The 15,300-nt window shown below is 52.4% G+C and carries 8 protein-coding genes; all 8 read right to left on the bottom strand.

Annotation, left to right across the window (positions count from 1 at the left end):
• Nucleotides 1–28 precede the first annotated feature (28 nt).
• Nucleotides 29–3,124, bottom strand: a complete 3,096-nt coding sequence (locus NSS83_RS29700; protein ID WP_341347052.1) for an ATP-binding protein — start codon at nucleotides 3,122–3,124, stop codon at nucleotides 29–31.
• A 129-nt stretch (nucleotides 3,125–3,253) separates the two neighbouring features.
• Nucleotides 3,254–5,608: a beta-galactosidase gene (locus NSS83_RS29695; RefSeq protein WP_341187909.1), complete on the bottom strand. Its 2,355-nt coding sequence runs from the start codon at nucleotides 5,606–5,608 to the stop codon at nucleotides 3,254–3,256.
• Between the two features lie 109 nt (nucleotides 5,609–5,717).
• Entirely contained in the window at nucleotides 5,718–7,295 is a 1,578-nt protein-coding gene (locus tag NSS83_RS29690; RefSeq protein ID WP_341187908.1) for a DUF3502 domain-containing protein, read from the bottom strand.
• Between the two features lie 67 nt (nucleotides 7,296–7,362).
• Complete coding sequence (locus NSS83_RS29685) at nucleotides 7,363–8,292, bottom strand: carbohydrate ABC transporter permease (RefSeq protein ID WP_341020098.1); 930 nt, start codon at nucleotides 8,290–8,292, stop codon at nucleotides 7,363–7,365.
• A 19-nt stretch (nucleotides 8,293–8,311) separates the two neighbouring features.
• Nucleotides 8,312–9,238: an ABC transporter permease subunit gene (locus NSS83_RS29680; RefSeq protein WP_341187907.1), complete on the bottom strand. Its 927-nt coding sequence runs from the start codon at nucleotides 9,236–9,238 to the stop codon at nucleotides 8,312–8,314.
• A 213-nt stretch (nucleotides 9,239–9,451) separates the two neighbouring features.
• The gene (locus NSS83_RS29675; RefSeq protein WP_341187906.1) at nucleotides 9,452–11,011 is read right to left on the bottom strand and encodes a response regulator; all 1,560 of its coding nucleotides are present in this window, start codon (nucleotides 11,009–11,011) and stop codon (nucleotides 9,452–9,454) included.
• Between the two features lie 36 nt (nucleotides 11,012–11,047).
• Nucleotides 11,048–12,769, bottom strand: a complete 1,722-nt coding sequence (locus NSS83_RS29670) for a histidine kinase (RefSeq protein WP_341187905.1) — start codon at nucleotides 12,767–12,769, stop codon at nucleotides 11,048–11,050.
• A 38-nt stretch (nucleotides 12,770–12,807) separates the two neighbouring features.
• A complete protein-coding gene (gene galA, locus NSS83_RS29665; RefSeq protein ID WP_341187904.1) occupies nucleotides 12,808–15,186 on the bottom strand; it encodes a beta-galactosidase GalA in 2,379 nt (792 codons plus the stop codon).
• Between the last annotated feature and the right edge of the window lie 114 nt (nucleotides 15,187–15,300).

Raw genomic sequence — 15,300 nt, 5'->3', positions numbered from 1 at the left:
CCTCCTTCACGCAGAATCATATTTACTCCTAATCCTCAGAAGCCCCTTGCCCGGAGCCGCTGAGCGGCAGATAGATCGTAACCTTCGTCCCGCTGCCTGCTTCCGAATGAATGCTTAAGCTGGCTCCCGGAATCGTATCCAGACGCTTGCGGATATTCTGAATACCGATGCTTCCTTGCAGCGCTCCTTGACTGTTCAATGTATATAGCAGGTCAGCGGGAATGCCGACACCGTCATCTTCGACTAAGATCTTCATGTATCCGTCTCCAGCCTGAATCCTTAAGGCAACCTTGCCTTGCCCCTCCTTCTCGAACAGTCCATGACGGATGGCATTCTCAATAAACGGCTGGATACAGAGGGATGGGATATTCACTGCCTTCAGGGAATCATCCACCTGGCTGCTATAGTCGAACCTCTCCCCGAAGCGGGCTTGTTCAATTTCCACATAGGCTTGAATCAGCTCCAGCTCCCGGTACAACGGAATGACGAGTGTGGAGCGGTCCATATCCAGAATAAAGCGCATATATTGACTGAGCATGGTTAACAGATAAGCTGCCTTGACGCCATCGGTATAACAGAATGAGATGATACTGCTCATCGCATTATACAGGAAATGCGGTTTGATCTGGGCCTGATGGAACGCATGCTCATGCCGGATCGCTTCCTGAATCGACGATTTCATGGCCAGCAGGTTATGAATCCGGGCCATCAGCGTCTCGCTCTCAAAGGGCTTGGTCACAAAATCATTCGCCCCGGCCCGGAAGCCCAGTGCAATATCGGAAGGTGCATCCTTGATGGTGGCGAACAGAATCGGCAGATCCAGTATAGAGTGACGGCTGCGCAGTGATTGGCATAATTCTATCCCCGATGTACCCGGCATCATGATATCCAGAATGACAAGATCCACTTGCTGATATTCCTGCAGTTTGGTCAATGCCTCCTTAGCGGAAAAGGCTACCAGCACATTATACTCATGACGGCGGAGAATATTCAGCAGTGTATGGATGTTGGAGGCCTCATCGTCTACAATCAGAATGGTCTGCCCTTCCCGGTTCAGTACATCAAGCACCGTATAATCAACATCGGTATGCAGCGCGTAAGGTTCGGCGGTCTGTTGATCTTCGGGAACAGGGTCCACTACGGGCAGCGTAAATACCATGCGGGTTCCCTTCCCCTTCTCGGACCAAGCCACCCGAATCACGCCGCCCATACGCTCCACCAGCTTCCTGCTGATATACAGACCTACCCCCATTCCGGTATATCCGTCCTGCGGCAGCAGCCTGTCCACCTGCTCGAAATATTCAAAGATCGCCGCATGGTTCTCTTCTGATATCCCCGTTCCGGTGTCCTCCACTTCAATGAAAACCTCACTCCCGGCTAATCTCGCTGTAATCTGAATCGATCCCTGACGGGTATGTTTGATCGCGTTATGAACCAGGTTATACATCACCTGCCGCAGTCTGCTCTCATCCGCGAGTACCCAGGTACCAGCTTCCACCTGATTGAGCAGTTGCACTTCTTTGCCCGCCAGCTCGAACCGGAGAATATCATATACGATTTGGACAGCCACTCTCAGATCAACGGCGGTCTGGTGCAGCCGCAGTTCTCCGTGCCTAAGCCGGCTGACATCGATCAGATCCTGGATCAGCATCGACAGCTTAGTAGACGTATCCTTAATCAGCCACAGGTTCTGCTTCTGGCCTGCATGCAGATTCTCTTCCTGATTCTCCAGTAAAAAAGAGGTCATATTCATAATTCCATGGAGCGGTGTCTTGATCTCATGAGAGGTATTCGTCAGGAATTCGTCCTTAAGCTGGTTCGCCGTCCATAGCTTGCGCGATAGAATCTCTGTTTTGGCATACGCATTCGAGAACCTTACAGCCAGCAGGATATTAATGAGCACAATAAATGCAATAACCCCGCATCTTCCTGTAAAATTACTCTGCACAATATTCTCGGAATAGAGGCCGTCATTCATCAGATAGATCATCAGCGCAGTGGCTCCGCCAATGAACAGCATCAGCTCCGCACGATCTTCCACTTGACTCTGCCTGCGGATATATAAATAGACCATTCTCGCTACAATGCCGAGCATAACGATCCAGAGATATAATATGAAGAAATATTTCACACGAATATGCACCCCATACGGCAAAAGAACAACCATAACAAGATAAGCCATAAACGGGGTAAGAATCAGCCTCAGCCTGCGCAGCGACATCAGGTGCGACTCTACGGTACAAAAGAACACAATAATCAGTATCGCGCTAAGAAAATGGCTGACATCCAGCAGCTTATACGAAAAATCAAAGGGAACAGACGGCAGGAGACGCTGAAACATCTTTTCTCCATACAAGGAGTTCTGCAGGGCCAGAAACAATAAGAAAATTCCGCTAAGCAGATACTCCTTCTCTTGGCGACCAAAAAAATAGAAGCTGAGGTGATAGGCACCGAACATGGCCAAGATCAAAATGACTCCGATATCCGCACCGATCTGTACCATATTGCGACGGGTGATGTCCTCTTGTGCTCCAAGCGTGAGGGAGTTCACAATTCCTCCGGTGACAAAATTGTAGTTAGAGACTTGAATCACAACCTCAAGCTTGCGGGCATCCGGATGAAAAAATACCGAATAGGGTGTGTTGCCTGGTTGAAACGCGCTTTTGTCGGTGGAAGGAAGACCGCTGGCCCCCTCCTCCTGTCCACCAATAAACAGACGGTGGGCCATGCGTATGCTTCTTATTTTCAAGCCGAGTATTTCATCGGTATCCTCCAATAATATCTGCAGACGGTAGGTGCCTGACCCCCTGTTGCTCATCCCGCCATCGGGACGCTTACCTCGCCAGGTGCCGGGAACCTTCAAATAGACAGGCGGAGAATCATACTGGCCTTGCCGGAAATCCGCAGGGCCCAGCAGCTCATCCGGATAGAACTCCCATTCACCATCCAAATTCACGACTCCCTGCTGCTTGAGATTCCAATTGGACAGATCCAGTATTCCCTTCTCCACTCTTACCTTACTTTGAGGAGGGCGGGTCAGTGAGAAGATCATAAAGATCAAAGAAAAAACAATCAAGAAAAATATGCCGATTCCCGCAAGTCTGCGGATATTTACCTTTCTCACAAACAGCCTCCAGTTCAAAACATCGATGTTCTCATTCTAACTTAATACACTTATAAAAATCTCACAAAATACTCAAGCAGAAAAAAGCACCATCCAGTGGAGGTTCCTGGACAGTGCTTCCTACTTGCATTATCTTGTTAATCCGATCCGGTACACCGGCGTTGCAGTCACACTATGGAACACGGCAACAGCTTCGCCCTCGAATACCTTCTCCACAGCCATGGCGGCATCGTCAGCCAGCTTGACGGCACCGGTGCGGCGCGGCGTGGTCTCCAGTACGATCTCGCCCCGGCGCAGCACCTCACGGAACCGCGACAGGCCGATTTCCCAAGGCAAGCCGTTATAGAAATGGTCGTGGAACAGCTGTCCGGCAGCGAAGGCATAGCCTACATTTCCGGTATAGTCGATGCTCAGCAGTACTTCTTCCATACTCTCGAGGACATCCTCAGGCAGCTGGAGGACAACCTTGTGGTCCTGAATCCGGCGCATGGTAACCGCAACTTCCTTCTGCGGAACCAGCACATCATAAGCCTGGAACCAGCCCTCTTGTCGTCCGCTGACAACTGCATCCGCCTGGGCCGTATTCCACTGCGTTGCCGCTTCAGCGCCGCCTGAATATTCACGGAAGGTGAATGCATGCTGCCCCTGGCTGATGAATTCCATCCCGCCCGGGGTCTGAACCGGAGGAACCGTTGAGAAGATGAGGCGGCTGCGGCCGTTCTCTTCAAGCTCCCACAAGGTCGCTGCTTCACGAGCGCTCATGGCATAGATACGGACTTCCCGGGCTCCTTCCCGCCGGATCACAATCATAGAAGACTGGTCATGCGGAATCAGCACATTGTAGCCGCCGTTCTCTCCTACGTCCCCGGCATCCACAGTCACATCAAGAATGCCGGAAGCTGCATCGATCTGGAACTCACCGTCGACACCCTTCGGCATAGAGAAGAAGTAGGTGGCTGCTTCCTCCGTTTCAATCACCGTTACAGGCTGAGCTGTGGCAGCCTTAAGATTGAGACCATCCAGCGCGAAGTTGAACGGCAGCAGGAAGGAAGCTTTGGGCTGAACCGTCAGCTTGCTCCGCTGCGGGAAGCTCAGCGTCTCCTCTCCCAGTTCTACCGCAAATACAACCTCCTCGTGTGTATCCATCTCCACATGGTCCTGATAATTATTGACGAACACAAATCCCGACTTGCCGTCTGTGCGGACGGCATAACGCAGCGTATGCGCATCCTCCGGCGTAACTGCTTCTGCCCCCTCGGGCAGCACAGTCGCCATCGGTGCCAGCCGGTCTGCGAACCGGCGCAGGAAATAATGAAGCGGACGAAGCAGATGATTCGACTCGCGGATCTGGCCGAATTCGCCAATCGGCGCCTGGAAATCATAGGTCAGCTTCGGGGTAGTGCTCTCGTTCAGGTATCCCGTTCTTCCCACCGGATTCGTTCCGCCATGGAACATATAATACCCGATGAAGTTGCAGCCTCCGGCAAGCTTCATTAAAGTCATGGCGATGACACTTTCCGGCTCGACCTGGAACCGGGACAGATACCAGGTCTGCATGCCGCCGCCCATCTCACAGCAGGCGAACGGGTATTTCGTCCGCGGGTACGGCGGGTTGAATTCGCCGCCCGGTGCCTTGTCGTCATGGAAGTTCACGAATACATATTCCGGCGTTGGCTTCTGGACCTGATTCGGATCACTAATGCTCCAAGGAGTATAGGCATACCCGCCATACAGCGGAAGCACCTCATCCTCCAGGAACGGCGCCTCGCCCCAGCCGGTGCTGGTATAGATCGGAGCGATCAGACCCGAATCCACCGCATACTTTTTAAGCAGACGCATATGCTCTGACCCCGCTTCACCGCTAACACCGCCGCTGAGGTATTCATCACCCTGCTTGGCAGTTTCTTCCCAGAGTGCAGCCGCAGCATTCAGCTCATTCTCCAGCTGGATACCGATCACCGGGCCGCCATCCTTGAACATCTGCCCGTCGGCCTGAGTGCCAATCTCCCGGAACAGGCGGTCCACATACTTCAGGTAGCCCTCATCATTGGAGCGGACCGCGAATTCGCGCCCGAACAGCCAGTCCGGCAATCCGCCGTTACGAACCTCGCCATGACAGAACGGACCCACACGCAGAATGACGTAGAGGCCATTATCCCGGCACAGGTCCACGAACCGCCGGAGATTGCGGTTGCCCGCCCATTCGAACACGCCTTCAAGCTCTTCGTGATGATTCCAGAAAATATAGGTCGCCACCACATTGATTCCCGACAGCTTCAGCTTGCGGATTTCGCTCTCCCAGTCTGCTTCAGGATAACGGGAATAATGAAATTCGCCGCAGATGGCGAAATAGGGCTTGCCATTCAGTTCCATATAATAATTGGTGAAGCTGAGCTCATCCCCTTGAGGGCTGGTTCCGCCCAGCCGCAGCGTAGACGGGTAGATATTCTTGGGAGACACATGAGCCTGAATCGTATACTTCATAAGAATTGCTCCTTTGCCGAAAAGTATAATTCATGTACAACCTATACCTATAATTTCACAAAAACTGCCCCAAAGCTAATGCTTTGGAGCAGCCCGTAAGCTTATGCTGTTATTTCTGCGCTGCGAGGAATGCATCGATCTGTGTCTGCATTTCAGTCTGTACTTTATCCAGACCTGCTGATTTCAGCTGCTTGATAAGGTCAGCCTGGCCTTTAGCCAGATCATCAATCAATCCGTATTCCAGCGGAATGGCATAACGCAGCATTACGTTACCGATGTTAGCCACTTCGTTCTTCACTGGTGTAGTGTCGAAGACGAAGGTTTCGAGCGGGAAGTGATAGATGCTGGACTGCCAAGTGTTGAACATATCGTCCGCTTCCTTAGGATAAGCTGCATCCTGACGGTTCAGCGGGGAGTTCCAGCCCCAGTTCGAGAAGCCTGTGTAGTTAGCGGCAGCAGGACCGGCGGTGAACTTCTTGTCGCCTTCCGGATTGTAGTTGCTTCCGGCGATACCGTACATCGTCAAATCATGAATTTCTTTGTCATTCTGCAGTAAATCGAGCAGCATCAGGGCGCGCTCAGGATTCTTGGAGGTTGCATGCACGGACATCCCGTTCTGCGTCGAGATCGCAGCAATTTTCTTTTTGTCCGGGGTCAGATCTGCAATGCCCAGCTCTACATCCGGTTTGTCACGGCGCATTTCAGCCAGGTTAGCAGCTACAGTACCCAGGTTATGCGCATAAGAGGATACCTTGCCTGCTTTGACATCCTGCCATACATCATTTTTGTTGCTGACTACGTTCTTGGACCACGCGCCGTTATCGGCCAGGTCTTTGTAATATTTAAGCAGGGAAGTGAATTCGGGTGTGTCATAGATATTGAAGACTTTACCGGACGCATCATCCAGCTTGTACGCCAGCGGAAGCAGACTTGCATCTACCAGGTTGAAGTTGTTGTTCTGCTCAAGCAGCGTCTGATCCAGCTCATGGAATTTCCAGCCGTCCGCCGGCTTGGCTCCAAAGGCAGTAATCCCTTTTTCATCCTTGGCAATCGCCTTCAGATAAGTCGCATACGATTCAGGACTGTTGATTTCCGGCAGGTTCAGCTTTTTGCGCAGATCCTCGCGGTACAGCACCACTTTGTCGGTTACTTCAACATTGTTGTTCGGAACCATATAGAGCTTGCCGTCCACCTTTGCCTGCGCCCAGTTTACTTTCGGCATAGCCTCCCAGGTCTGCGGCATATACTTGGTCAGCATATCATCCGTTAGCTCCAGGAATCCGCCCTTCAGCGCCTGATCGTTATAGAAGGCCCAGTTTGCAGTATACACGAGGTCGAAATCTTCGTTCGCCGCGAATTTCAGCGGGTATTTCTGGGTCCAGTCGGACCAGTCGAGGAATTCAGTTTCTACAGTAGCATTGATTTTCTCCTTGAGCTTGGTGTTCAGCTCTCCGAAGACCTTATCATAATCCCCAGGCTGTGGCCCGAGCAGAATCATTTTGAGCTTTACTTCTTTGGAGGTGTCCGGAGCGCCTGAATTGGTTGCTCCTTCCGATGTCGCTGGAGCCTTAGTAGCCTCCGCTCCTGTATTCGCGTTATTATTGCCGCCGCCGCATGCACTGAGGACCGTCCCTAGTGCCATCATCGTTGCAAGCGTTACTGTAAGTTTCTTTTTCTTGTTCATCATGACCGATATTTCCCCCTTAAGTAATAGTTGCCCTAAGTCTTATATTGATAACCAGGTTACCCTGTGATCATCCTTTGACTGCACCAATCGTAAGTCCTGTTACAAAATACTTCTGGATGAACGGATACGCCAGCAGGATCGGCCCTGTAGCCACAATCGTCATGGCCATCTTCAGACTTTCGGTTGGCAGGTCCGTGTTGACTACCGCACCGGAAGCCATCATCGCCTTACGCATTCCATCCATGTTGCCTAACATTTTGTAGAGATAATACTGCAGCGGCATCAGCTCCGACTTGGAGATGAAGAGAAGTGCGTTATACCAGTCATTCCAGTAGGCCAAGGCAATGAACAGACCAATGGTCGCCAGGGCGGGCTTGGACAACGGCACAATCAGCTGCATGAAGATCCGGAAATCGCCGGCTCCGTCAATTTTGGCGGATTCTGTAATCGCATCCGGGATGCTGCCCATGAAGGACTTCATGACAATAATATAGAAGACGTTCATCATCATCGGCAGAATCAGTACCAGAAGTGTATCCTTCAGATGCAGGTAGTTGATGATCATCAGATACCATGGAACCAGGCCGCCGCTGAACAATGTAGTGAAGAAGAAGAAGAAGGAGAAGCGGCTGCGCCATTTGAAATCTCTCCGGGACAGCACGTAGGCTGTCATTGATGTCAGGAACAATCCGACGATCGTACCGATGGCTGTAACGGAGATCGTCACGCCATACGCTCTGAGCATCTCAGCCGGATACTTGAACAGCAGGCTGTACGCTTCTGTCGAGAAGGCGGTCGGGAAGATCTGGAACCCTTTCTCGATAATCGCGCTCTCTTCACTTAGAGAGGAAGAGATCACCAGAATGAACGGGAAGATACAGAATATGGCCAGTATCGTAAGGGTTACGTATCCGATGACGGATAGCACCATTTTGTCCCGGTTTGCAGGCTTTCTGCGTACTTCCGGTGATTGAATATTAGCAGTGGTTGAACTCATCGGGCATTACCTCCTTGTCCTAGAATAGAGCGCGATCCTTATCGTATCGGCGTACTGCGTAGTTGGCCAGCATGATGGTTGCGAAGCCGAGCAGAGATTGGTAGAAGCCGGCTGCCGCAGACATCCCGATTTCATTGGATGTGGTCAGCGAGCGGAAGACGAAGGTGTCGATTACGTCGGTGGACGAGAACAGCAGGCCGTTGTTGCCGACCATATTGTAGAACATCCCGAAGTCTCCGCGGAAGATATTACCGATCGCCAGCAGCACCAGAATGATGACGGTCGGCATCAGGTTCGGAATCGTAATTTTCATAATACGCTGGAAAATATTCGCGCCGTCAATTTCGGCGGCTTCATACATCTCGGTGTCAATGCTTGTAATCGCGGCCAGATACATAATCGTTCCGTAGCCGAGTGTCTTCCACGCGGATACGATGACCAGAATGAACGGCCAGTAGGCTGCCGTATTATAAATATCGATTGGCTGCATGCCCAGTCCCTTCAGCAGCACATTGACTGTACCTACATCGAAGTTGAACAGGTTGTACGCAATCGCGCCCACAACAACCCAGGAAATGAAATAAGGCAGGAACAATACCGTTTGGGTCAATTTACGGAACCATTTGCCCGCTACTTCGAACAGCAGGATGGCTGCGAAGATCTGAAGCACGTTGTTCACAACGATGAATGCGATATTATATAGCGCTGTATTTCGGGTTACGCGCCAGGCGTCACCGGAATCAATGAAGAATTTGAAGTTATCCAGCCCGTTCCACGGACTGCCGAATACCCCGCCCGTATAATCAAATTGCTTGAATGCCAGCACAATGCCCGACATGGGCAGATAAGCAAATAGCAGAAAGAACAATACTGCCGGTGTCAGCATAAGAAGCAAGGATTTGTATTTCTTGACGTCATCCCAGAATCCGTGTTGTTTCTGTTTCATCTTGAATCCCCTTTCCCATTCCCATTTCTCTATAGCCTTATTATAAATAAGCGTCCATCCGGTGTGGATTAGGGCTATCAACTAAAACTAATACTTTTTCAACGATCCGTTTAAATATATATACTTTCCAAAAAAACAAAAAACGTTGCCTCTGATTTGAAAACCAGAGCTGGCAACGTTTGGCAAGTGGGAATTCTATATTTAAAATAAAGCTTATATCTTCTGCTTTTTGCGGTATTCCCCCGGCGTCATGCCGGTGATCTGCTTGAACTGACGGTTGAAATAGATGATATTCTTATAGCCCATCCGTTCGGCTATCTCATAGATCTTAAGCGTCGGATCACTGAGCAGCTCGAACACTCTGCCTGTTTTCCGTTCGTTAACGTACTCGCTGAAGGGAACTCCGTATTCTTCCTTGAACAGGAAGCCGAGATAATTCGGGGTGAAGTCGAAGTGGGCGGCTACCTCCTTCAAGGTGATCTTCTTCTCCAGATTCTCCTCGACATAATTCATAATCTCGTCGATCAGCTTGCGCTTCTGCCGCTGCCGCTTCACATACAGCAGCTCCGACAGCTCGAAGAATCTCCGTCTCATCCACGACAGGATATCGTGAATCGTCTCGAACTGGAACAGGATATCCGGCTGATGGGACTCCCACTGGAGCAGCTCATACAGATTCTCATTCTGCTGCTGCAGGTCCGCATGCAGCTTGGAGGTGATACGGATAATCAGCTCATAGACATCCTTCTTGCCGGCACTCGTGAACAGCTCCAGCAGATGATCGTCAATCGCCACCAGATCGTACTGGATGATAGCCTCCAGCAGCTGCACAACGGTCTGCTCAATTCTTGCTCCCGGCGTTCCGCGCGGGGAGGACTCCAGATTGTCGCGGATCAGCCGGTTCTTGCCCAGCAGCCACTTTGCACTGAGTGCTGCCGTTGCCTGCTGGTAGGATTCATGCAGCCCCGCCTCATCCTGGGCGTAACGCCCGACCCCGATGGTCAAGGTGCAGGGTGAGCTCACGGCCATCTGCTTAATCAGCTCATCCAGCAGACTCAGGAAGCTGTCCGGCGGAAGGCTGCACAGAATGACGAACCGGTGATGATGGACAGGAATCAGCGTTCCCAGCTGGTTGCTCTCTACGAACGCTCTAATCAGTCCGGCCATCTGCCGCGTCTTAACCCGCGCATCCTCCTCGGACAGGTCACGCATTTTCCATTCCAGATCATCGATCTCAATAATCGCTGCAGCCGCCCCCTTCATGAGCAGCGGACTCAGGGCACTGCGCAGATGCTGCTCCGCAGGTTCAGGCGATGCATCCTCGAACCAGCGCAGAATCAGCTCCTTATTAACCAGAGACAACGCCTCAGTGAAGGAACGGTTCTTCTCCCGTTCCTGCTCCAGAGCGGCAGACAGAGATTCCAGCATCTCGTAGAGATCCTTGTCTTCTACAGGCTTCAATAAATAACCGGAGGCATTGATCTCAATTGCTTCCTTGGCATAGCTGAAATCCTCATGGCCGCTGATGAAAACAATTTTGACCTTCGGATTCAGTACCTTCGCCCGGCGCGCAAATTCCGTCCCCGTCATAATAGGCATCCGTATGTCTGACAGGATGATATCCACCCGCTCCTGCTCCATGATCTTAAGCGCATTGAAGCCGCTGTTCGCCGTTCCTACCACTGCAAGATCCAGCGGGCTGGCCAGTACTCTGCGCCGCAGCCATTCCAGATCAATCGCTTCATCGTCAACCAGCAATACATTGATACTCATCGCAATCTTGTCCTCCTGTACTTATAAGGCTGGCTTCTACAGCTCCTCATGATCCTGAAGTCCGGCAGGGAGCAGCAGCCGCACGGTTGTCCCGCCTCCATAGAAGCTGGCAATACTAACCCCGTACGCCTCGCCGTATCTGAGTTTGATCCGCTCATCCACATTTTTCACACCGTAACCGCCTGACTGGCTCGGACCCTGCATCATACGCTTGACTCCCTCAGGGCGCATGCCGATCCCGTTATCGATAACCTTGAGTTCAATATTGTCCCCCACCCGCCTGCCGGTCAGCCGTATGGCAATGGTCTCACCGAACCAGGCGTGCTTGAATATGTTCTCCACAAAAGGCTGGAGCAGCAGCTTAATTACCTGCATATGCAGAATTTCCTCTTCCACATCCACGTGCAGCGTGAAGGCATCCGCGTATTTGACCCGCTGAATCTCCAGATACGTAGCCACCTGGTCCAGCTCCTTCTCCAGCTCAATATAGACATTGCCCTGATTGAGCGTCAGCCGGTAGAACCGGGACAGCCCCTGGACCATCTCCGTGACCTTGCCGATCTCCCCGAGATTAGCCAGGCTGCTGATTGTGGAGAGCGTATTGTATAGAAAATGCGGATTGATCTGCGCCTGCAGGGCCTCCAGCTCCGCCTGCTTCTTCTGAATTCCCTGCACATACACGCTGTTGATCAGGCCCTGAATGTTGGAGGCCATATCATTGAAGGAGTCTGCGATCTGCACGAATTCATCATTGCCGGAGAAGCGGATGCGCTTCTGGAAGTTCCCGTCCTGGAAGGAACGCACCAGGCCTACGATCCGGCTCATTTTGCGGCCGGATATCCGTGCCACCACATACCCGATCAAGGTCATAACCAGGAAGCTCAGACTGCAGACCGCGATAATCACACGGCGCAGCCGTCCGGCATCCTGGGTGAGATATTTATGCGGAACTATGGCTTCAATAATGAAGTTACTGCCCGGAATCGGTTCCTGCAGCCTGAGGAAATTCTCTTGTCCGCTGCTATTGTTGGCGGGACCGCGCTGGAACAGAATATCCCCGGTGGTCTCCTCCACAAGCCGCAGCGTAATCCCTTCCTCCAGCGGGAAGGTATCGAAGCCGCCGAACAGATCCTCCAGCGATACTGTGATCCGCACATAACCGATCAGCGATTTGTAATCACTGAAGTTGACGAGTCTGCGCACATGCGAGAGGTTGCCCAGCTTCTGATCCGTATCAATCTGCAGCCACAAATTATCGCGCTTGGAATCCTTCAGTGACCGGTACCATGGACTGCCTGTAATATCGTCCAGGGGCAGAATATAGTAATCACTGGTAATGATCGGGTCATCCAAATTATCGCCTGACACAATGTTCAGATCAGCGTTCGGGGTGTAGAGCATGAAGCGGATCTTGTTCCCGAACAGCTGCAGCGGTGCGGTAATCTGAGGGACAATCTCGTCAAGCATCGTCAGATAGATCTCAAATGGGGTCCCCTTCATTTCGAGCGCACGCTGGAACGGCTGGCTGCCGAACAGGTTGTCCGACATCCGCTGTATTTCATCCATCTGATAGCGGATATTGTTCCTCGACTGCTCCATGCCTGTTCGGATGTTGGACTCGGCCATCTCTGTCCGGGAATCGGTCAGCATCGAATAGGAGATATAGCCGATGAACACATCCGTAAGCAGAACCAGCAGCAGATACGGAATCATCATTTTATAGGTGAAAGGCATGTACTTCTTAAGCTTGGGCATCATTCCCTGACATCCTCTGCATAGAATTCGTTATAGCTATTCTATTCTGAAACGGACCGCAGCACCACTTCCGCAGACGCAAGTCCAGGAGAGACAGCCCGAATCTGTATATCGCCCGCTATGGCAGCCGTCTGAATCAGCGCCAGACACCAGCCGTTAAAAGCACGCCGCAGCACCGACTTATCCGGCTCATGGCTGCTTGGATTGCCGTTGCCAACGCCGAGCAGCCTGCCTGCGCCAGCAACCTCAAAGCGGATCTCGTGATCCGCCGCCGGAACCACATAGCCCTGCTTGTCCAGCACAGCTACACGAACCGGAACTGTATCCGAACCATCCGCTTGCGCCTCTAACCGGTCAGGGAACAAGGCAATCTGGTACGGCTGGCCGGCGGTGACCACAGTCTTCTCAGCGATAACACGGCCGTCCCGTTTGCCGGCGGCTTGCAGCTCACCTGGTTCATAGAGAACCTCCCACGACAAATACCCGTTCATATCCGCCTGCTGCTCCCCCAGACTTCTGCCGTTCAGGCTCAGCTCGACCGTATCGGTATTCGCGAACACCCTTACCTCAACCGGCTTACCTTCGGACCCGGGCCAATTCCAGTGCGGAAGCACATGGACCATCGGCTCCTCCCTCCATACGGACTGCATGTAGTAATAGCTGTCCTTCGGGAAGCCGCAGGTATCCATCAGCCCGAAATGCGAATTGATGCAGGGCCAGAGATGGGGAGTAGGCTCCCCCCGGTAATCGAAGCCTGTCCACATGAACACGCCGGTCAGGAAGCGGTGCTGCACCAGATCGCTCCATGCCTGCTGCGGAGTACAGCCCCATGAAGGGATATTCGTACCGTATTCAGAGCAATAACCCTTAACCGGATCATCTTCATAGATGCCCCGAGTGGCAGTATAACTGGCACATTCACTGCCGATCATGAGGCGGTCCGGGTGCCGCTCATGATCCCGGAGGTCGATGTTCAAGTCTTGCCTGTGCCCGTAATTATACCCTGTAATCTCAACAGCGTCATTATAGCCGTTCTCATGCCAGCCGTGGTTCATCGCTGCACAGGTCGGCCGGGTCGGGTCTATGCGGCGTGTCCAGTCCGCAAGTGTCTTCAGCACCCGGGCTCCCGTCAGCGTTCCCTCAAGCACCTCTTCATTCTCCAGACCCCAGATAATGACGCTCGGGTGGTTGCGGTCACGGTAGAGCATCCGTGACAGCTGGCTCAGTCCATTCGGGCTGCTGTCCAGCTTACGGTTCTCGTCCATCACCAGCATACCGATCCGGTCACAGATATCCAGCAGCTCAGGTGTTGGCGGGTGATGGGCGCTGCGGTAGGCATTGGAGCCCATCTCTTGAAGCAGCTTCAGCTTATATTCAATCAGACTGTCCGGCAATGCTACGCCGACCCCGGCGAAATCCTGGTGATTGCAAGTCCCCTTGATCAGCAGCGGCTCCCCGTTCAGGAAGAAGCCTTCTTGCGGATCGAAGCGGATGCTGCGGATACCGAACACGGTCTCATACCGGTCGAGCTCTTGTCCGTCAACAATAACAGCCGTCTCCGCCCTATACAGATAAGGAGATTCCGGGCTCCAGAGCTTCGGCTGCTCCACGCTGAAGCTCTGCTCCAGCTCTATTTCTGCATACCAGTCCGCATAGGCCTCCGCCGTCTCCTCGACGACCTGTATTCCATCCGCATCATAGATAACGGAACGCAGAGAGATCTGCTTCCCCTCGGTGTAATCATTGCGGATACGCGTACGAAGCTGAACCGCAGCCTGTTCTTTTATTACCTCCGGTGTGATAATATAAGTGCCGTATTCGGCCACATGCAGGCGGTCCGTTGACTCTAGCCAGACATGCCGGTAAATGCCGCAGCCTTCATACCACCAGCCTTCGCATTCTGTAGCATCCACCTTGACGAGTATGACATTCAAGCCCTCCTCACCATAGCGGAGCACATCCGTCAGATCATAGCTATACCCGATATATCCGCCCTGATGCGAGCCGATCAGATGCCCGTTGACCCAGACTGTGCTGGTGCCCGATACCCCGTCGAAGCGGATCTTCCACTTGGAACCGTCAGCTTCTGCCGGAAGCGCGAAGGTTTTGCGGTAGAAGCCCGTCCCGCCGGGCAGATATCCATGGCTGCCATCCCTGGAGCCTAGGCCCTCATCGCGGACATACTCCTGCTCCACACACCAGTCATGCGGCAGGCTGACGCCCGTCCATTCCAGCGGCTGCTCGCTCATTCCTTTATCATGGTATGCGATATCCAGCCACTCCCCCTCCCGGAGAGAGCCCGCATCTGTAATACCGCCGGTCATTCCGCCCTTAACGGCATAAGGAATATGAAGCTCCCCTTGATAGAAGCCCCAGTTCCCGTCAAAATTCACTTTGCTTCTTGCGATTCCCGTTCTCACTGATGTGTCATCCTCCTTGGCAGAACTAATATTCCTATTGTAGAGTAGAATCACTCAGCGCGGTTAGCACAATGCTAAGAATGAATAGCACAAAATGAATAATACCGGAAAGAC

Origin of the sequence: Paenibacillus sp. FSL H3-0469, assembly GCF_038051945.1 — a bacterium.
Classification (GTDB): Bacteria; Bacillota; Bacilli; order Paenibacillales; family Paenibacillaceae; genus Paenibacillus_AQ.
This window is presented reverse-complemented; position numbering and strand designations above follow the sequence as displayed.

Coding starts and splice junctions, on each gene's coding strand:
- NSS83_RS29680 (WP_341187907.1), bottom strand. CDS start 9,238: ATGAAACAGAAACAACACGGATTCTGGGATGACGTCAAGAAATACAAA.
- NSS83_RS29690 (WP_341187908.1), bottom strand. CDS start 7,295: ATGATGAACAAGAAAAAGAAACTTACAGTAACGCTTGCAACGATGATG.
- NSS83_RS29675 (WP_341187906.1), bottom strand. CDS start 11,011: ATGAGTATCAATGTATTGCTGGTTGACGATGAAGCGATTGATCTGGAA.
- NSS83_RS29670 (WP_341187905.1), bottom strand. CDS start 12,769: ATGATGCCCAAGCTTAAGAAGTACATGCCTTTCACCTATAAAATGATG.
- NSS83_RS29685 (WP_341020098.1), bottom strand. CDS start 8,292: ATGAGTTCAACCACTGCTAATATTCAATCACCGGAAGTACGCAGAAAG.
- NSS83_RS29695 (WP_341187909.1), bottom strand. CDS start 5,608: ATGAAGTATACGATTCAGGCTCATGTGTCTCCCAAGAATATCTACCCG.